Genomic DNA, 19807 nt, shown 5'->3' with positions numbered 1-19807 from the left:
GGCACCGGCCCGAGCACTCGAACGATGGAGCATCCATGACCTGGCCCACGCGCGATCGGCGCACCGTCTACGAGAACCAGTGGATCACCGTCACCGAAGACCAGGTCGTGCGACCCGACGGCAGTGAGGGCATCTACGGCGTGGTCGAGCTGCGCAACGACGCCGTGTTCGTCGTCGCCATGACCGACGACGACGAGGTGCTGCTCGTGACCATCGACCGGCACACCGTCGGTCGATCCATCGAGGTGCCGGCAGGGGGAACCGACGGCGAAGACCCGCTCGAGGCCGCCCGCCGTGAACTGCTGGAGGAGACCGGGCACGAGGCCGCCGAATGGCGCGAGATCGGGCGCATGGCCGCGCTCAACGGTGTCTGTCGTGCCGCAGAGCTGGTCTACCTCGCGACCGGCCTGCGCCACGCGGCATCCGGCACCGAGTCGCAGGCCGAAGAGGGCATCAGCAACGTGCAGGCGGTGCCGTGGAGCGAGGCCGTGCGCATGGTGCGCGACGGTGAGATCAGCGACGGCGAGACGGTCGCGGCGCTCTTCCACGCGGCGGCAGCGCTCGGCCGCATCGGCTGAACGCTGCAGCACGCGGGCCGGAGTCGGGCTCGATGCGAGCCGAAGCCGACCCGACTCGACCAGACCGGCGTGATCAGACGGCGACGCCGAGGAGTGCGCCGATGGTCCACGTGGCGATGAGGGCGAGTGCCCCGCCGATCGTGACCCTGAGCACGGCACGGGCGACGGGACTCCCGCCGATCCACGCACTCAGCCAGCCGGTCAATCCGAGCGCGATGACGACGGCGACGAACGTCGTGGGGATGCGCCACTCGGGTGGCGGCAGCAGAATCGCGAGCAATGGGAGGACTGCGCCGACGAGGAACGACAGCGCGGAGGCGCCGGCGGCGTGCCAGGGGTTCACCACGTCCTCGAGGTCGATGTGGAGCTCGACCTCGAGGTGCGCGGCGAGCGCGTCGTGCTCGGTCAGCTCTCTCGCCACCGTCTCCGCCGTCTCGTGCGACAGGCCCTTGGCCCGGTAGAGACCGGCCAGCTCGGCGAGTTCTTGCGCAGGCATCGTCTCGAGCTCCCGCTGCTCCTTCGCGATGAGGGCGCGCTCGGTGTCGCGCTGACTCGAGACGGAGACGTACTCGCCGAGTCCCATCGAGATGGCGCCGGCGACCACCGAGGCGACACCGGCCACGAGCACGGGACCCACGTCGGTGGTCGCGGCGGCGACTCCGACGACGAGCGCGGCGACGGAGACGATGCCGTCGTTGGCGCCGAGCACACCGGCCCGCAGCCAATTGAGCTTCGCGTGCACCGAACCGTCATGCGGATCTGCGCGATGGATCGGTTCGCTGGTCTCGGCCACATCGACAGTCTCCCAGCGGCAACTGACGGACGCCAGTGTCCGCCCGACGAGGAGCCCGCCGAGGCCGGACCGACGCCGGTTCGGCCGCCCTGAACGGGGGAGTAGCATGGAAGGTGGCCCACTTATCTTGACGTCGAGATTCTTCGGCGCGTCGGGCCGACACCCACCAGCCCCTGTGCGCTTTCGCGCGTGCGGACCGATTGGAAGTAGAGCGTGGATCTTTACGAGTACCAGGCCAGAGACCTGTTCGAGCGATACGGGGTCCCGGTGCTCCCGGGCATCGTCGCCGACACCCCCGATGAGGTGCGCGCGGCCGCCGAGAAGCTCGGCGGCGTCGTGGTCGTCAAGGCCCAGGTGAAGACCGGCGGGCGCGGCAAGGCCGGCGGCGTCAAGGTCGCGAAGACGCCCGACGAGGCCTACGAGGCCGCGAAGGCGATTCTCGGCCTCGACATCAAGGGCCACGTCGTCAAGCGCGTCATGGTCGCGGGCGGCGCACGCATCGCGCAGGAGTTCTACTTCTCCGTGCTGCTCGACCGTGCCAACCGCTCCTACCTCTCGCTGACGAGCGTCGAGGGTGGCATGGAGATCGAGGTGCTCGCCGTCGAGAAGCCCGAGGCGCTCGCGCGGGTCGAGGTCGACCCGATCGCCGGCATCGACGCGGCGAAGGCCCGTGAGATCGCGGTCGCCGCGAACTTCCCGGCCGAGCTCGTCGACAAGGTCGCCGACGTCTTCGTGAAGCTCTACGAGGTCTACAAGGGCGAAGACGCGACGCTCGTCGAGGTCAACCCGCTGATCCTCGATGAAGACGGCAACGTCGTCGCCCTCGACGGCAAGGTCACGCTCGACGAGAACGCCGAGTTCCGTCACGCCGGGCACGCGCTGCTCGAAGACAAAGACGCCGCCGACCCGCTCGAGGCGGCTGCGAAAGAACTCGACCTCAACTACGTGAAGCTCGACGGCGAGGTCGGCATCATCGGCAACGGCGCGGGCCTCGTCATGTCGACGCTCGACGTCGTCGCCTACGCCGGCGAGAACCACGGCGGCGTCAAGCCCGCCAACTTCCTCGACATCGGCGGCGGCGCCTCGGCCGAGGTCATGGCCAATGGCCTCGGCATCATCCTCGGCGACCCGCAGGTCAAGAGCGTCTTCGTGAACGTCTTCGGCGGCATCACCGCGTGCGACCAGGTCGCCAAGGGCATCGTCGGTGCGCTCGCAGAGCTCGGCTCCGCGGCGAACAAGCCGCTCGTGGTGCGCCTCGACGGCAACAACGTCGTCGAGGGCCGCCGCATCCTCGAGGAGGCGGCGCACCCGCTCGTCACCCTCGCCGAGAACATGGACCAGGGCGCCGACAAGGCCGCCGAGCTGGCGAACGCCGCGTAAGTAAGGGATTCAGACATGACGATCTTCCTCAACAAGGACTCCAAGGTCATCGTCCAGGGCATCACCGGCGGCGAGGGCTCCAAGCACACGGCGCGCATGCTCGCGGCCGGCACCCAGGTGGTCGGCGGCGTCAACGCCCGCAAGGCGGGCACCACGGTGCTGCACAAGGGCGCCGACGGCAACTCGGTCGAGCTGCCGGTCTTCGCGTCGGTCGCCGAGGCGATCGAGCAGACGGGGGCGGATGTCTCCATCGCCTTCGTGCCGCCGGCCTTCACGAAGGACGCCGTGATCGAGGCCATCGACGCCGAGATCCCGCTCCTGGTCATCATCACCGAGGGCGTGCCCGTGCAGGACTCCGCGGAGTTCTGGGCGTACGCCAAGGCGAAGGGCGACACGACCCGCATCATCGGCCCGAACTGCCCCGGCATCATCAGCCCCGGTGAAGCGCTCGTCGGCATCACGCCCGCGAACATCACGGGCAAGGGTCCGATCGGCCTCGTCTCGAAGTCGGGCACGCTCACGTACCAGATGATGTACGAGCTGCGCGACCTCGGCTTCTCGACGGCCATCGGCATCGGCGGCGACCCGATCATCGGCACGACGCACATCGACGCGCTCGCCGCGTTCGAGGCCGACCCCGAGACGAAGGCGATCGTGATGATCGGCGAGATCGGCGGCGACGCCGAAGAGCGTGCGGCCGACTTCATCAAGGCCAACGTCACGAAGCCGGTCGTCGGCTACGTCGCCGGCTTCACCGCGCCCGAGGGCAAGACCATGGGCCACGCCGGCGCGATCGTGTCCGGCTCCGCTGGCACCGCCCAGGCGAAGAAGGAGGCCCTCGAGGCCGCCGGAGTCAAGGTCGGCAAGACGCCGAGCGAGACCGCGCAGCTGCTTCGCGAGGTGTACGCGGCGCTCTGATGCCCGCTTCGGCGGAATCCGCTCGACGAACGGCCCTGCAGGCACGCCTGCAGGGCCGTTCTCGGTCGCACCGCGGCCCCCGTGTGCGAGTGGTGATCTCGTGCCAGTGGCCCCCTCGTGCCAGAGTGGGTGCATGAGCGAGGATTCCGCCCGAGCCGCGGAGCACGAACCGCAGTCAGCGTCGGCGCGCCCGGCGCCGGCCACGCCCGCGGGCCGCATCGTGCAGGCCGCGTTCGTCACGGAGGAGTCGGTCTACGGGGTGATCCTCGTGTCGGGCATGATCATCGCGGCCGGCGGTCACGGCGAGAGTTCGTGGAACGTCTTCTGGAGCGTCGCGGCGACCGTCGTCGTCTTCTGGGCGGCGCATGTCTACGCCGGCACGGTCGCCCACCACGGCCTCGACCACGGGCGGGTCGTCGGGCTTCGCGAGTCGTTCGGCATCGCCGTGCGTCGCTCACGCGGCCTGCTGTTCTCGGCGTTCCTACCGCTCCTCATTCTGCTGCTCGGCGCGACGCGCGCGATCCCCGACGCGTTCGCGTTGTGGACGGCGCTGTGGGCCGGCGTCGTCGTGCTCGCGGTGCTCGGCTTCGTGGCGTATCGGCGGCGTGGAGCGGCCTGGCCGATGCAGATCGTCGGTTCGCTCGCGACCGCCGCCTTCGGCGTCGCGATGATCGTGCTGAAGGCCGTCATCCACTGAAGCAGTGCGCTCGCGGGCGCTCGGCGCTATCGTCGTTGGCAGGGGTGTCTCATGGCGCAGACGCGAACGGACACGGGCGGGCTCGAAGCGCGGATCGCAGCGCTCGAGGCGGAGAATGCAGCGTTGCGCGCCGGCATCGATTCGGGTGGCACCGGCGAGGCGGATGCCGCGACATCCGTCGCACCGAGGGCGAAGCGCCGCTGGGGCCGCACGGTCACGGCCGTCGTGCTCGTCGTGGTCGGCTTGCTGCTCGCACCGGTCGCGGTCATCACCGCGTGGGCGCGGCTCGAACTCGTCGACACCGACCGCTTCGTGGCGACGTTCGCACCGCTCGCCGAGGATCCTGCCGTGCAGGCCTACCTCGGCGACGAGGTGACGGCCGCGATCGAGGAACAGGTGGACATCCCCGCACTGACCGCCGACGTCTTCGACGGCATCCGCTCGCTCGACCTTCCCCCGAGAGCCGAGACCGCGCTCGGACTGCTCGAAGGCCCGGCGACGCAGGGCCTGCAGACGCTCGTCGGAAACGTCGTCGATCGCGTCGTCGAGTCGCCGGCGTTCGCCGACGTCTGGGCGTCGGCGCTGCGCATCACGCACCATCAGTTCGTCGCCGCGATGCAGGGCGATCCCGATGCCGCGCTGGCGATCGGCGGCGACGGTTCGATCGCGGTGCAGCTCGGACCGATCGTCGAGGCCGTGAAGCAGCGCCTCATCGAACAGGGCGTGGGGTTCGCCGAGGCGATTCCAACGATCGACCGGAGCGTCGTGATCGCCCAGGACGACGCCTTCGTGCTGATCCGCACGATCTACGCGCTCGCGGTGGGTGCCGGCACCTGGCTGCCGTGGATCGCGCTCGCGTTCCTCGTCGCGGGTGTCGTCGTCGCCCGCAATCGTGCGAAGGCGCTCGTCTGGACCGCCGGCGGCTTCGCGCTCGTCATGGGCATCCTCGCGAGCGGCATCGGCATCGGCCGGCTGTTCTTCATCGGAGCGGTCAGCCCCTCGGTCATGCCCGCCGAAGCTGCGGAGTCGATCTACACGGGGCTCATCGAACTCATGTTGTCCACGATCGTCGCACTGCTCGTGCTCGGCGTGCTCGTGGCGATCGTCACCTGGTTCTCCGGGCCGTGGCGCCCCGCGCGGGCGCTGCGCGGCTACGCGGAATCGGGGTTCTCTTCGGTGCGGCGGACCGCCGCGGCCCACGGCGTGACGACCGGGCGCTTCGGCATCGGGCTCGACCGCTGGCGGGGCACCGTCTACATCGCGATCGCGGTGATCGCCGCAGTCGTGGTGCTGTTCTCCCGGCCCGTCACCACGGGGAAGGTGTTCACCACGCTGCTCGTTGCACTGCTCGCCCTGCTCCTCGTCGAGCTGCTCCGTCGGCCGCAGGTCGACGAGGAGGAGGTCGTCGCCGAGGTCGGTGTCGTCGAGGTCGATGTCGCCGAGACCGATCCGGGCGAGACCGATCTGGTTGCCGCCGGTGACGGAATCGAGGAGCGGAGTCGACCCCGGTCCGCAGGTCCTGCCGACTGAGCGCAGCTGGGCGGGATAAGCTCGGCGTCGGAATGAGACGCACGACGATCGCCCTGCTCGCCGGCCTCGAGGCATCCGTCGCCGCCCTCATCGGCCTCGGCATCGCGCTCGTGCCGCTCATGCTGCTCTGGGCGGTGCATTTCGGCCTCGCCGTCGACGCGACGATCTTCTTCCGAGCTGCGGCCGACGTGTGGCTGCTCGGCCACGGTGTCGATCTCGAGGTGCAACTCGATGCGGTGACTGCGGCGCGCACCGGCCTGCCCGGAGCCGGAGAACCGTTCCCCGTCACGATCGCGCTGCTCGGCTTCGCCCTCATCTCGGTCGCGTTCGGTCGTCGTATCGGCCGGCGTTCGGCGGCAGAGGGGCATTCGTTCACCGGCAGCATCTCCGCGGTCATCGTCTACGCGCTCGCCGGATTCCTGCTCGCCCTGACCGCTGGAGTCGACGGGGCACGCTCGTCGCTCTGGCAGGCCGCCGTGCTGCCGGCGTTCACCATGGCGATCGGGGTGATCGTGGGCGCGGTCATCGAGTCGCTCCGCGACGACCAGGTGGCGGATGCCGCGGGCGGCTTCGTGCGCCGCCGGGTCGCGGCGCTGCCGGTCGGGTTCGTCGACGCGATTCGCTCGGTCGTGCGCATCGGCGCCGGAGCCGCCTTCGGGGTGCTCGCCGTCGCGGGCGTGCTCGTGGCCGGGCTCATCGCGGTCGACTACGCGACGATCGCCGGCCTCTACCAGTCGCTCGGCACCGGCATCGACGGCGGCATCGCGTTGACCGTCGCCGAGCTCGCGCTCATGCCGAACGTGGTCGTGTGGGCTGCCGCCTGGCTGCTCGGTCCAGGGTTCGCGATCGGCACCGGCACCTCGGTCTCGACGGGCGGCGCGCTGCTCGGGCCGGTGCCCGGCGTCCCGCTGCTCGGCGCCCTGCCGACCGAGACGCAGTCGTTCGGCGCCCTCTGGCTCATCGTGCCCGTGCTGCTCGGGTTCGTGGGTGCGTGGCTGGTCGGTTCTGCAGCGCGCGCCGGGGGTCGGTTCGACGACTTCGGCGTTCGCCGACCGGATGCCGCGTGGTGGCGGCCGCTCGTGACGGCTGCGGGCTCGGCCGCGGTCGCTGCGCTCGTGCTCGGGCTCCTCGCGTGGTGGTCGGGCGGTGCGGCCGGCCCCGGACGACTCGCGCAGATCGGGCCGAACCCGTTGGCGGTCGCGGGCGTGGCCGCGCTCACGATCGGCATCGGTGCCCTGGCGGGGGCGTATTCGGCCTGGGCGCGCGACCGTGCCGATGGCGGAGATGCTGCTGCCGCCCGCTCCTTCGGCGGGTTCGACGATCGCGCCTCCGTCGACCCGAACGCCACCGCCGTGCTCGACGGTCCGACCGGCTCGGGCGAGCCCGGGCGGTCGGCGTGACGTCGGGCGGCAGGGGTCGCCGGTTCGTGCTGTCGTCGAGCGGTAGGCTCGAGGGGTGCTGAAGCTCGTCGTCCTGATCTCGGGCACCGGTTCGAATCTCCGTGCCCTGCTCGACGCCTCCGCTGACGCGGAGTTCCCTGCGCGGGTCGTCGCCATCGGCGCCGACCGTGACGCGGACGGGCTCGCTCTCGGCGAGGAGTACGGCGTGCCGACGTTCTCCGTGCCGTATACGGCGTACGCCGACCGTGACGCCTGGGGCGAGGCCCTCATCGAAGAGGTGCGCCGATGGGAACCCGACGTCGTCGTGCTCTCGGGGCTCATGCGGCTGGTGCCGCCGGCCGTGGTGGACGCGTTCTCGCCGAACCTCATCAACACGCACCCCGCGTACCTTCCCGAGTTCCCCGGCGCCCACGGCGTACGTGACGCCCTCGCAGCGGGCGTGTCCCAGACCGGAGCGAGCCTCATCGTCGTCGACAACTCGGTCGATGGCGGGCCGATCATCGCTCAAGAGCGCATTCCGGTGCTGCCCGACGACACCGAGTCGAGCCTTCACGACCGCATCAAACCCGTCGAGCGGCGTCTGCTCATCCAGGCCGTGCTCGACATCGCAAATTCGCATCTCGACCTGAAGGAACTCGCACGATCATGAGCGGCCCCACGCACGACCAGAGCCTCTACCGCGAACGAGACCTCGTACCGGTGCGCCGGGCGCTCATCGCCGTGAGCGACAAGCGCGGGCTCGTCGAGCTGGCCACGACGCTCGTCGGCGCGGGCGTCGAGATCGTCTCGACCGGTGGCACGGGCAAGGCCATCGCCGAAGCTGGCCTGCCCGTCACGCAGGTCGCCGAGGTCACGGGCTATCCAGAGCACCTCGACGGCCGTGTGCGCACCCTGCACCCCGCCGTGCACTCCGGGCTGCTCGCCGACCTGCGCCTCGAGCACCACGAGGCGGAGCTCGCCGGCCTCGGCATCGAGCCGTACGAGCTCGTCGTCGTGAACCTGTATCCCTTCGCCGAGACCGTCGCCGCGGGCGCCGCCCCCGATGCCGTCATCGAGCAGATCGACATCGGCGGTCCCGCCATGGTGCGTGCCTCGGCGAAGAACCACGCGAACGTCGCCGTCGTCGTCTCGCCCGACCGCTACGACGAGATCGCCACCGCGGTCGCCGCCGGCGGCACCACGCTCGTGCAGCGCACGGCCCTCGCTCGTGAGGCCTTCCGGCACACTGCGTCCTACGACGTCGCCGTCGCCTCATGGCTCGGCAGCGTCGTCGCCCCCGATCAGCCGGCCGAGCAGTCGCCCTTCCCGGCATGGGTCGGCGGCACCTGGACGAAGGACGCCGACCTCCGCTACGGCGAGAACTCGCACCAGCAGGCTGCGCTCTACGTCTCGCAGGGGGGTCGTCCCGGTATCGCCCAGGCCGAGCAGCTGCATGGCAAAGAGATGTCGTACAACAACTACGTCGACGCCGACTCGGCAGTTCGCGCCGCATTCGACTTCGAAGAGCCTGCCGTCGCGATCATCAAGCACGCGAACCCGTGCGGCATCGCCGTGGCGTCTGCCGGGGCATCCGACCCGATCGCCGACGCGCACCGCCGCGCGCACGAGTGCGACCCGGTCTCCGCCTACGGCGGCGTGATCGCCGCGAACCGCACCGTGACGCTCGAGATGGCCGAGACGGTCTCGGGCATCTTCACCGAGGTGCTCATCGCTCCGGCATTCGACGCCGAGGCTCTCGAGCTGCTCACCAAGAAGAAGAACATCCGCCTCCTGACGTTGCCCGAGGGCTTCACGCCGACGGCCGTCGAACTGCGCCAGGTCTCAGGCGGTCTGCTGCTGCAGCATGCCGATCGGCACTTCGCGCCGGCCTCGGAGTGGACGCTCGCGGCGGGAGAGCCTGCGGATGCCGCGACGCTCGCCGACCTCGAGTTCGCGTGGACCGCGTGCCGCGCGGTCAAGTCGAACGCGATCCTCCTCGCCTCGGGCGGTGCTTCGGTCGGCGTCGGCATGGGGCAGGTCAACCGGGTCGACTCGTGCAAGCTCGCGGTCGAGCGCGCGGGGGAGCGGGCTGCGGGGTCCGTCGCGGCATCCGACGCCTTCTTCCCCTTCGCCGACGGGCTGCAGATCCTCCTCGACGGCGGCGTGCGTGCGGTCGTGCAGCCGGGCGGCTCGATCCGCGATGACGAGGTCATCGCGGCCGCCACCGACGCCGGTGTCACGATGTACTTCACGGGCGAGCGCCACTTCTTCCACTGAGTCGCCGTCGTCGGCCGACTGCGTGCGCGGCATGAGGCGCGCGGCGGTACCCTTGAATCGAACCCGCGCTCATGAGGCGCAGGGTCAGGTTCCGCCCACGAAGCGGATGAGTCAAGGAGAACGATCGATGACGATCACCCACGCCCCGGCGACCCCCGCAGCCGGTGTCAGTGCAGCACTGCCGACCGATGCACCCGAGCACGAACGGGTGCTCATCACCCACGGCGCCCGCTCGGGCCTCACGATCATCGTGGCCGTGCACTCGACGCGGCTCGGCCAGGCGCTCGGCGGTGCCCGCCTCTGGCGCTACGACCACTGGACCGACGGCCTCGCCGACGCACTCCGCCTCTCGCAGGCGATGACCATGAAGAACGCGGCAGCGGGCCTCGCCCGCGGCGGCGGAAAGTCCGTGATCGCGATTCCCGCGGGCACCACGCTCGACGCCGCGCGCACGCACGACGCGATGCTCGACCTCGGTGATGCGATCGAATCGCTCGGCGGCGCCTACATGACCGCCGAAGACGTCGGCACGAGCGCCGAGCTCATGGCCGTCGTGCATGAACGCACCGAGCACGTCTGCGGACTCCCGCCCGAGCAGGGCGGCGTCGGCGAACCCGCGGATGCCACGGCCGCGGGCGTGCACGCCTCCATTCTCGCGACGCTCGGCCACGTCTTCGGCTCGACCGACGCCTCGGGGCGGCACCTCGTCATCGCCGGCCTCGGGCAGGTCGGCGGCCGCCTCGCACGGAGCCTCGCGGCATCCGGTGCCCGTCTCACCGTGACGGATGTCGCGGAGTCCAAGCGCGCGCTCGCCGACGAACTCGGCGCCGCCTGGGTCGACCCGGCCGATGCGCACCTCGTCGAAGCCGACGTCTTCGTACCGTGCGGGCTCGGAGGCGTGCTCACGCCCGAGGTGGTGCGCGATCTGCGCGTGCGCGCCGTGGTCGGCGCCGCGAACAACCAGCTCGCCTCGAGGGAGGTCGCGGAGGTGCTGCACGAGCGTGGCATCGCATGGGCACCCGACTTCGTGGCGAACGCCGGCGGCGTCATCTACCTCGACGTCGCAAGCGCCCCCGGCGCCGACCAGGCTGCCCTCGACGCTCGCATCAGGGCGATCGGCGACACCGTGGCCTCCGTGCTCCAGGGCTCCCGTGAGGGCGGCATGACCACGCTCGAGGCGGCTGAGCGTCTCGCGCGCACCCGACTCGACGCAGCTCGCTGAGCTTCGAGCGTCGCGGGGTCTCGGCGGTGGGGGCGTCATCTCGAGCCACGGGCGGCGGCCAGTAGGCTCGTGCCATGACGTCCCCCGCCATGCCCCCGACCGCCCCGGCCCGGTTCACGCCGGCGATCACCCCGGGGCGCCGGGTGGCCGCGGTGCTCGCCTCCTCGGCTGCCGTGTCGCTCGCGGCGATGCTCGTCGCACTGCTGGCGTTCTTCATCGGCAGCGGCCAGTCCCCGCAGGTGCTCAGCCAGGTGTTCGGTCACTTCGCGCTCGCGGCGTTCGTCGCGTGGGTGCTGCTCTCGGTCGCCAACGCGGTGGGCGCGACGCGCGCCTGGTTCCTCACCCTGATCACCGGGTTCGCTTCCGGATGCCTCGCGGCGCTGCTCGCGACGACGGTGACGGCGAGCGCCGCCGGCAACCCGTTCTCGGGTGCCGTCTTCCTCTTCGTCGTCGGTTCGCTCGTGAGCCTCAACCTCATCTTCATCATCGCCGTGATCGTCGGTGAGATGATCCTGGCGCCCAGGGTGTACCGGGGCATCCTCGACTACGCACCGGCGGTCGCCGACCGGCGCATCGCGCTCGTGCGCATCCCGGCGTCGAACCTCGACGAGGCCGTGCTCACCCACCGGGAGCGGCAGCCCATCGATCAGGCGCTCGCCGACCGTCAGTGGGACAACTACTGCGCCGCGCTCGTCGCAGAGGGCTGGGAGACGATCGAGGTCGACGCCGCGCCCGAGCTCGCCGATTCGGTCTTCGTCGAGGACATGGTCGTGATGTTCGGCGATCTCGCCGTGCTCACGAGCCCGGGCGCTGAGTCGCGCCGTGCCGAGGTCGAGGCGGTCGAGCGCGCGGTGCGGGCCGTGCCCGGCCTGACGGTCGCGCGGATCGAGCTGCCGGGCACCCTCGACGGCGGCGACGTGCTGAAGGTCGGCTCGACCGTCTACGTGGGCGCGTCGGCGCGCACGAACGCCGAGGGCATCAGGCAATTGCGCACCCGGCTCACTCCGCACCGGTACACGGTCGTCGCCGTGCCCGTGACGAAGGCGCTGCACCTCAAGAGCGCCGCGACGGCGCTGCCCGACGGCACGATCATCGGCGACCCGGCGCTGCTCGACGTCACCAGCCTCTTCCCGAGGTTCCTGCCGGTGCCCGAGCCCGAGGGCGTGGCGGTCGTCGAGCTGTCGCGCGAGTCGCTGCTCATGTCGTCTGCGGCCCCGAAGACCGCGGCGATGGTCGCGGGCCTCGGCTACCGGGTGGTCACCGTCGACATCGGCGAGTTCGAGAAACTCGAGGGCTGCGTCACCTGCCTGTCGGTGCGGGTGCGCTGAGCGCCACCGCACGACCGTCGTGGAGTTCGAGCACGCGGTCGGCGCGCCCGACGAGGGCGGGGTCGTGCGTCGTGACGACCGCGGCAACGCCGCGCGCGTGCACGAGCTCGCCGATGAGGGCCATCACGGTCGCCGCCGTGCCGCTGTCGAGCTGACCCGTCGGCTCGTCGGCGAGGAGCAGTTGCGGGCGCGCGGCGAGCGCCCTGGCGATGCCGACGCGCTGCTGCTGGCCGCCCGACAGCTCGTAGGGTCGCTGCGCCGCGTGCGCGGACAGACCGACGAGCTCGAGGGACTCGGCCACGCGCGCGTCGCGTGCGGCGGGGTCCATGCGCTGGAGGCGGAGCGGCACCTCGACGTTCTCGGCGGCTGAGAGCACGGGAATGAGACCGAACGACTGGAAGATGTAGCCGAGCCGGTCACGGCGCACGGCCGCGAGTTCGTCGTCGCCGAGGGCGGAGAGCTCGTCGTCGCCGAGGAAGACACGTCCGGAGGTCGGCCGGTCGAGGCCGCCGAGCAGGTTCAGCAGCGTCGTCTTGCCTGCGCCCGACGGTCCGGTGACGACGAGCAACTCGCCCGGCCGCACCTCGAGCGTGACGTCGGCGACAGCGTGCACGGCACCGGCCTTCGACTCGAAGACACGACTGATCGATTCGGCGCGCAGGGTGGTCATCATTCGTCCTTCAGGTCGGCGGCAGCGGATGCCTCGGCGGCACGCTCGGCCGCCCGGAGCGCACGCCGGCTCGGTGCCGCGGCGTCGGGCGGATCGGAGCCCGCCGACGCGGTCGACTCGGAGGCCACCGCGGGCGAACGCCGCGCCGCGGCATCCGCTCGCCCTTCGTCGCCCGGCCAGACACCCACGTGATCGGACTCGAGCGCGAGACGCACACGGTCGCGCAGCTCGAGGCTCTGCATGAAGTCGTGCGGCAACTGCAGGCGACCGACGCGGTCGAGCACGGCGAATTCCTCGGCGACGTGCTGCTCTTCGCCGAACTCGTCGAGCCGGGTCGAGCGCAGCACTTCGGTCGAGGTGCGGCCGTCGCGGATCTGCACCGTGCGCCGCACGTGATCGGAGACCGTCGGGTCGTGCGTGACGATCAGGGTGGTCACGCCGAGTTCATCGTTCACGCTACGCATCGCCTCGAGCACGGCGGCGGAGGTGGACTCGTCGAGCTCGCCGGTCGGCTCGTCGGCGAGCAGCACCTGCGGGGCGTTCGCGAGCGCAACCGCGATCGCCACCCGTTGCTGCTGCCCGCCCGAGAGCTCACCGGGGCGGCGGTCGCGCATCTCGCCGACGTCGAGGAGCTCGAGGAGATCGTCGACCCGGGCGGCTCGCGCTGCACCTCGAAGCGTGCCGGCGACGTTCATCGCGAGCGCGACGTTCTCGGCCGCCGTGAGGTAGGGAAGCAGGTTGCGCGAGGTCTGCTGCCACACGAAGCCGACGGTGTGGCGCTGATACTCGACCCGTTCGCGGCCGCCCATCGAGAGCAGGTCGTGGCCGGCGACCCGGGCGACACCAGCTGTGGCGGTGTCGAGCCCCGAGAGGATCGTCAGGAGAGTCGACTTGCCGGAGCCCGAGGCACCGACGACGGCGACCATCTCACCGGGGTCGACCCGCAGGTTCAGGCCCTGCAGCGCCTGCACCTCGACGCCGTCGGCGCTGAAGATGCGCACGAGGTCGGTGCACAGGATGTGCGGGTGGGTGCCGGCCGGCGCAGGTGCCGGCGTCGAGGTCTCGGTGGAGGTCACGGGGTCATCCTTCCTCTTCCTTGCGCATCGCGCGAGCGGCGTTGACGCGACCGTCGATGCGGGATGCCACCGCAGCTGCGACGACCGTCACGAGCACGCTGCCCGCGAGCACCGCAGCGATGAGCCACGGATCGAACGTCACGGCCGGCTGGGCGTCGCCGCCCGTGAACGAGCGCAGATCGATGCCCGCGAGCACCACGAACGGCAGCGTGGCGCCGAGCAGGGCGCCCGCGACGAGCGCGATGAGCGCGACCGGGCCGATCTCCCAGACGACCAGGGTGCGTTCACCCCGACGGCCCAGCCCGAGCGTCGACAGGAGCGGCAGCAATCGGTCTCGTGCCGGACGGCCGACGACGAGCGTGAGCACGATCGCGAGCGCAGTGAGCAGGCTGGCGAGCACGATCGCGACGATCAGTGAGATCACGAGACCCTGCGTGGTGGGCGTGGCGCGCAAGTCGGCGAGCACGTCGTCGGGGGTCGCGACGACGGCCGAGTCGCCGCCGATCGCAGCGAGCGCCGCCGTGATCTCGTCGGCCTCGGCGTCAGCGACACCGGCCTCGAATCGCACGAGCACGGTGCGGGGCACGAGCGTGTCGGTGAACGGCTTCGCGTTGGCACGATCCATGAGCACCCAGTTCGAGCGGGGCGAATACGCGGTGCGTCCGTCGACGACTGCGAGCGCCTCGAACTCCTCGCCGTCGAGCTCGGCGGCATCGGCGTCGGCGACCAGGTCGCCGACCGTGGCGGAGAGCACCACGGGCACGGCATCGGAGCCCGTCGTCTCGAGGCCTGCTGGCAGTGGTGTCGTGACACCACGGCCCGCCTGCACGCGTCGCATCTCTTCGGCATCGACGACGATGAGCGTCGAGGTGCGAGACCGGCCGTCGGCGCTGACCTTCGCGGGGCTCGTCGAGTACACGGGGGCGAGCGCCTCGACGCCGGGGATCGCCGCGAACTCATCGAGCTGCTCGAGGGTGAACGGCGTGCCGCCGACGGAAGCGTCGGCGCCGACCTGGGCGTCGGCGGCCCGTTCGACGCCCGCCTGCACCGTGCCGAGCAGCAGCGACGAGAACACGGCGACCGAGACGCCGACGACGACCGCGAGCACGGGCACGAGGCCCGCCGAGGGGTCGCGCAGCGCTCGAGCCGAGCCGAGGAACGGCACGAGGTCGACTCGGCGCGCCGTGAAGCGCACGAGCGCGGCGAGCGGGATCGGATAGAGGCGGAGCACCACGAGGCACACGAGCAACGAGAGGAGGAGCGGCACCGCTGCGAGCAGCGGGTCGACGCCGGTCGTCGCGGTCGAGGTCGACAGTCCTCGCCGGAACAGCAGCACGACGGCGGTGACGGCGAGCACTGCGACGAGCACTTCGGCGATCCAGCGGAAGCGACCCTCGCCCGTGCGGCCCAGGTCGGCTCGTGCGCGACGCAGCGGGCTGAGCGCAGGCTCAGCGCTCACGAGCAGGGCCGTCGGCGTCAAGGCGAAGAGCGCGGCGACCAGCCAGCCGCCGAGGCCGGCGTCGGCCGCGACGAGCAGGGTGCCGATGACCCCTCCGACGAGCGCGGCCGGCACGCCGATCACGAGTCCCTCGAGCGCGAGGATGCCGCGGAGCTGGCCGGGCGAGGCGCCGCGGGCCGCCGCGAGCTCGAGTCCGATGCGCCGGCGTTCGAAGACGACGCGCGACCCGAGCACGAGCACCGCGACCATCACGCCGATCGGACCGGAGGCGATCGTGGCGAGCACGGCATCGCTCGCGCTCGCCGCGACGGCGGCATCGCCGAGGGCTTCGGTGAGGCCGGTGATGAACGCGACCTCGCCCACCGTGGCGAACCAGTACTCCCACGAGCCGCCGCCGAGCGTGAACATCCGGCTGGTGAACTCGTCGAGTTGCGCCACGAGCTCGGGGGAGTCGGCCGCGCGGATGCGATCGACCTGAGTGGGGAACCACACGTCCATCGACGTCGGCAGTTGCGAGTCCTGCAGGGCGGCCCACGAGGCGGGGTCGGCGAAGCCGAGTCCGGTGACCTCGATGTAGCCGCCAGGCGTGTAGGCCACGGCCGGCTCGAGCGCGACCGGTACGTGTGTCCAGAATCCGTCGTCGGGATCGGTGGCGGCGAACGTGCCGACGAGTCGCACCCGCTGCTCGGCGCTGCCGACCGCGATCATGCGCACCTCGCCCGCCGACCACTCCATCTCGTCGGCGACGGCGTCGGCGAACACGATATCGAGGGGGGCGGTGTTCGGCACCGCGCCGGTCAGGGTCGCGGGCCATTCCCCGCTCGTGAGGGTGATGTGCTCGCGCAATCGCGGGTCGAAGCCGGTGAAGAGCTGATACGAGGTCGAGCCGGGCGCGGCGCCGTCGACGAGTGCGCCCGTCGGACCGGCGACGAGCGAGGCCAGCGGCGCGCCGGTGACATGGCGCAGGAGCTCGGGCATCTCTGCGCGGATGTCGAGCATGCGTTGCTCTTGTGCACCCCACACGGCGTCGACCTCGGGCGACAGGGTCGACTCGCCGTCGGATGCGCCGAGCTGCGGCAGGTTGCGGCTGGCGGTGAGCAGGTCGAGTTCGCGCGCGGGGAACTGCCCGAGCCCCTCCTCGAGCGCCGCGGTGTGCATCGCCGAGACCGCGCGCGGCACGCCGGTCGCGAGCAGCGCACCGCCGAGCACGAGGAGCGCGAGCATGATCGACGGCCCGGGACCGGCCAGGAACTGGCGCCGGAGCAAGCCCGGGGTCGTGAGCCGTGAGTGGTGGCGTGCCCTCATCCTTCCTCCTGCCTCAGGCCGGGGCGGGACGCGGTGCGTCGAACGGCTGCCGCCGCGCCGGCCGAGATCGCCGCAGCGAGTGCCACGAAGGCGCCGATGCCGATGAGCCACGGTGCCAGGTCGAGCCCGAACTCGACCGGGATCACGGCGGGGAGGCCCGCCACCGCCGCCCGGGCGAGCTCGCGAGCGGTGAGCAGCGCCGCGACGAGCCCGACGAGCACGCCGATGACCACGGCGGTGCCGAGCGTCACGGCCAGTTCGGCGAATCGGGCGCGCGACTGGGTGCGGGCCGGCACTCCGAGCACTCGCAGGACGACGATCTCACCGAGCCGGCTGCCGCCGAGGGCTGCGACGAGTGCGATGACCGCGATGAGTGCGAAGAGCAGCGCCCCGGCGGCTCCGGTCCAGAGCGCGACCACCGCCGGGCCGATGAACGGGGCGGAGGAAGCAGATGAGCGGGCATCGGCGACGACCGCCGAGCCGCGGTCGCGGTCGAGTGCGGCGGCGACGCGATCGGGGTCGGATGCCGCGATCCATCGTTCGCCGAACGCCGGTACCCCGGCGCCGTCGTCGAACGCGTACCGCTCGAGCGCGCCGAGATCGGCGAGGAGCCCTCCGGCTCCCGCGGTCGGCACCACCGGCACGACTCCGGCGACGATCGCATCCACCTCGGCGCCGCCGGTGAGTACGCGGAATGCGAGCTCGTCGCCGACCCGCGCCGAGATGCGCTCGGCGAGCTCGGCTCCGAGTACGACGGGGAGCGGGTCGCTGCCGCCCTCGACGAGCGACGCCCGCGCGGTCGGTGCCTTCGCGGTGAGCACGAGCTCGCGTTCCGTCTCGAATGCGGCCACGACGGATTCGCCGTCGAACGAGATCGCTCCGAACGAGAGGCCCACCTCGGCGCCGGCCGCGCCCGAGAGTGCCGCGCCCAGCCCGATGAACCGCAGCCCCGCGGCATCCGGCAGCTCGAGTCGGACCTCACCGCCTCCCGCGGCGACGTCGACGAGCGCCGGAGCGACCGGGGTCGCCGCACCCGACGCAGCGAGCAGCCACGCGGTCACCGACACGGTGCCGGTCGTTCCGGCCGGCGCGTCGAGTTCGACGCCCACCTCGAGCGTCGTTGCACCGGCGGGCAGGTCGACGCCGGCCGCGGCCGCGGAGTCGGCGAGCGCCGTGGCGGCCCGCCCCGTGCCGGTACCAGGCGCGATGCCGTCGATGTCGACGCTCGGCAGGGCGACGATGGTGGCGTGCTCGGAACCCACTCTCGCTTCGCCTCGGAAGACCGGGCCCGCTGCGGTGACCCCGTCGACGTCGGTCAGACCGTCGTCGAGTGCGAGTTCATCGGGCGCCAGCACGACATCGCGTCCCGCCGATGCGACGCGCACCTCGCCGCCGGTGGCGAGGGCCGAGGCGGTGGCGTCGATGCCGTGCCAAGCGCCCGAGAACGCGGCGGTGAGGGTGAGCCCGGCGATGGCGAGCATGGTCACGAGCGATGCGGACGCGTACAGCGCGGCTCGGCGCGCGAGTTGGCGCATCGGCAGCGACGGTACGAGGCCGGGCCGGCCGGCGGCGAGTCGTTCGAGCAGCGCATCGATCGGCCGCGACAGGCCGAGCGCTGCGAGCGAGAGTGCGACGAGCACGAGCACCGGCGCGAGCACGGCGACCGGGTCGACGTCGAGCGCGCCGGAGGCATTGGCGACGAGCGGCGATCCGTACAACCGGAACTGCCAGAGCGCGACGGCCGCCAGGGCGGCGAGCAGCACGACCCCGCCCGTCGTGAGCCCGCGCGCTCCTCGGCCGGCCTCGTCGCCCGCGCCGCGCACGACGGGCCGGCGGGCGTCGAGCCAGGCGCGACCGGCGACGAGCAGCAGCGTCATGACCACGACGATGCCCGCCACGAGCCCCGCCATGCCCCAGTCACGGGCCTCGCCGGGCCGCGTGATCGTGAGGAATGCCTCGGCGCTTGCGGCGCCCAGGATCGCCGCCGGCACCCCGAGCGCGAGCACCTCGATCATGGTGTCGCGGGCGAGCCGGCCGGCGGAGGCGCCGCGGGCGCGGAGCAGCACCGTCTCGCCGCGGCGTGCGGCACCCAGCAGGCTCGCGAGTCGAGCGAGCGCTGCGAAGCCGGCGAAGGCGAGGAGCAGCAATGGGAGCGGCGCGATCGCGCGCACGGCGTCGAGGCCCGTGAGCAGCCGGGTCAACATGGCATCGAGTCCGCCGAGCGCGCTCAGGCCGTCGGCGCCGATCGCGGGATCATCCCGCAGGGCGGGTTCGACATCGGGCAGTTCCGTGCGAAGCGCGCGCGCCGATTCCGGCGTTGCCGTGGCGGCGTCGGCGACAGCCGTCCAGCGCACCATGATCGCTGCCGGAACGTCGAGTGTCGCCGCCTCGGGCACGAGGAACGGGCCGGCGCCGTCGGTGAGGGTTCCCGTGGCGATGATTCCCTCGCCGAACCAGGCCGGGTCGGTCGGGTCGACCGGCACCCAGGTGCCGACGATCAGCAGCCGCGAGGAGGGGTCACCGGCGAGATCGACGACATCGCCCAGCTCGAGGCCGAGGAACTCGGCCGCGTCGTCGTGCAGGGTCGCCGGCACACCGTCTGCGGTCGAGGCCGCAGCGATCGCCTCGGCGGCGTCGGGCCAGCTTCCTGAGACGAGTTCGGAGCGGTCGGGGGCGTCGGCGTCGGCGAGGAGCACGGCGCCGAAGACGGCGTCGCCGCTCGTCGCCTCGACCGGCGCGGTCTCGACGCTGCGGCCCCAGGTCACGCCGTGCGGCGCGAGCATGCGATCGAGCACGGATGCCGCGGCATCCGTTTGGGCCTCTGGATCGTCGGCCACGCGGATCTGCCAGCGCGCGGCGCCGGCGGTGCCCTGTGCCGATGCGAGACCGGCGCGGATGCCGCTCGCCGACGACCCGGCGAGCGAATCGATGACGGCGGTGCCGAGGCCGGAGAGGAGCAGCACGACGGCGGCGATCGAGGCGAGCACACCGGCACGAGCGTTCGCGCGGGCGAACGCAGTCCGTGCCGCTCCCACTCGTACTCCTCATCGATCGTGTCGTCGGCGCGGGACCGGAAGCCGGAGGGCGTCGCCTCGGGCGCCTGTCGCCTTCGCCCGCACGGCGACGAATCCGCACAGCCTAGCGTGCAAGAGAGCCGCCATTCGAGAGACAACCGCAGGCGATGCAGCCGGAGTC

General features: G+C 71.8%; 15 protein-coding genes. 10 read left to right on the top strand and 5 right to left on the bottom strand.

Annotated elements, in window-relative coordinates; all coding sequences use genetic code 11:
• Positions 1 to 35: 35 nt before the first annotated feature.
• Positions 36 to 578 (top strand): NUDIX domain-containing protein, encoded by a 543-nt coding sequence (locus AC6CH0_RS00820; protein WP_498097659.1) that lies wholly within the window; start codon positions 36 to 38, stop codon positions 576 to 578.
• Positions 579 to 651: 73 nt separating this feature from the next.
• Here AC6CH0_RS00820 and AC6CH0_RS00815 read toward each other — a convergent pair whose 3' ends face one another.
• Positions 652 to 1371 carry a VIT1/CCC1 transporter family protein gene (locus AC6CH0_RS00815; protein WP_498097657.1) on the bottom strand — a complete coding sequence of 240 codons (720 nt, stop codon included), beginning with the start codon at positions 1369 to 1371 and terminating at the stop codon, positions 652 to 654.
• Positions 1372 to 1584: 213 nt separating this feature from the next.
• On the opposite strand from AC6CH0_RS00815, the gene sucC reads away from it, so the two are divergent.
• From sucC to ddaH, 9 genes are all read left to right on the top strand, one after another.
• Entirely contained in the window at positions 1585 to 2751 is a 1167-nt protein-coding gene (gene sucC, locus AC6CH0_RS00810; protein WP_498097655.1) for an ADP-forming succinate--CoA ligase subunit beta, read from the top strand.
• A 15-nt stretch (positions 2752 to 2766) separates the two neighbouring features.
• On the top strand, positions 2767 to 3669 hold the full coding sequence (gene sucD, locus AC6CH0_RS00805) for a succinate--CoA ligase subunit alpha (protein WP_498097653.1): 903 nt from the start codon (positions 2767 to 2769) through the stop codon (positions 3667 to 3669).
• Between the two features lie 133 nt (positions 3670 to 3802).
• Positions 3803 to 4366, top strand: coding sequence for a hypothetical protein (locus AC6CH0_RS00800; RefSeq protein ID WP_498097651.1), 564 nt, complete (start codon positions 3803 to 3805; stop codon positions 4364 to 4366).
• A 51-nt stretch (positions 4367 to 4417) separates the two neighbouring features.
• The gene (locus AC6CH0_RS00795; protein WP_498097649.1) at positions 4418 to 5896 is read left to right on the top strand and encodes a hypothetical protein; all 1479 of its coding nucleotides are present in this window, start codon (positions 4418 to 4420) and stop codon (positions 5894 to 5896) included.
• Between the two features lie 32 nt (positions 5897 to 5928).
• Entirely contained in the window at positions 5929 to 7296 is a 1368-nt protein-coding gene (locus AC6CH0_RS00790) for a cell division protein PerM (RefSeq protein WP_498097647.1), read from the top strand.
• A 55-nt stretch (positions 7297 to 7351) separates the two neighbouring features.
• Positions 7352 to 7945 (top strand): phosphoribosylglycinamide formyltransferase, encoded by a 594-nt coding sequence (gene purN / locus AC6CH0_RS00785; RefSeq protein WP_498097645.1) that lies wholly within the window; start codon positions 7352 to 7354, stop codon positions 7943 to 7945.
• On the top strand, positions 7942 to 9552 hold the full coding sequence (gene purH, locus AC6CH0_RS00780) for a bifunctional phosphoribosylaminoimidazolecarboxamide formyltransferase/IMP cyclohydrolase (protein WP_498097643.1): 1611 nt from the start codon (positions 7942 to 7944) through the stop codon (positions 9550 to 9552). The genes purN and purH overlap by 4 nt, the downstream gene beginning before the upstream one ends.
• Positions 9553 to 9679: 127 nt before the next feature.
• Entirely contained in the window at positions 9680 to 10774 is a 1095-nt protein-coding gene (locus AC6CH0_RS00775) for a Glu/Leu/Phe/Val dehydrogenase family protein (RefSeq protein ID WP_498097641.1), read from the top strand.
• A gap of 74 nt (positions 10775 to 10848) precedes the next feature.
• Positions 10849 to 12102, top strand: coding sequence for a dimethylargininase (ddaH, locus tag AC6CH0_RS00770; RefSeq protein ID WP_498097639.1), 1254 nt, complete (start codon positions 10849 to 10851; stop codon positions 12100 to 12102).
• Here ddaH and AC6CH0_RS00765 read toward each other — a convergent pair.
• The 4 genes from AC6CH0_RS00765 to AC6CH0_RS00750 are packed head-to-tail and all read right to left on the bottom strand — an operon-like array spanning position 12074 to position 19647.
• Complete coding sequence (locus AC6CH0_RS00765) at positions 12074 to 12772, bottom strand: ABC transporter ATP-binding protein (RefSeq protein WP_498097637.1); 699 nt, start codon at positions 12770 to 12772, stop codon at positions 12074 to 12076. The two genes, ddaH and AC6CH0_RS00765, sit on opposite strands and share 29 nt — an antisense overlap.
• Positions 12772 to 13848, bottom strand: a complete 1077-nt coding sequence (locus AC6CH0_RS00760; protein WP_498097635.1) for an ABC transporter ATP-binding protein — start codon at positions 13846 to 13848, stop codon at positions 12772 to 12774. Before AC6CH0_RS00760 ends, AC6CH0_RS00765 begins: the two co-directional genes overlap by 1 nt.
• A 4-nt stretch (positions 13849 to 13852) precedes the next feature.
• On the bottom strand, positions 13853 to 16612 hold the full coding sequence (locus AC6CH0_RS00755) for an FtsX-like permease family protein (RefSeq protein ID WP_498097633.1): 2760 nt from the start codon (positions 16610 to 16612) through the stop codon (positions 13853 to 13855).
• A complete protein-coding gene (locus AC6CH0_RS00750) occupies positions 16609 to 19647 on the bottom strand; it encodes a hypothetical protein (RefSeq protein WP_498097631.1) in 3039 nt (1012 codons plus the stop codon). The genes AC6CH0_RS00755 and AC6CH0_RS00750 overlap by 4 nt, the downstream gene beginning before the upstream one ends.
• Between the last annotated feature and the right edge of the window lie 160 nt (positions 19648 to 19807).

It is taken from the genome of Agromyces sp. GQ35 (assembly GCF_059758475.1).
The sequence above is the reverse complement of the archived record's forward strand: the minus strand, read 5'-3'. Positions and strand labels throughout refer to the sequence as shown.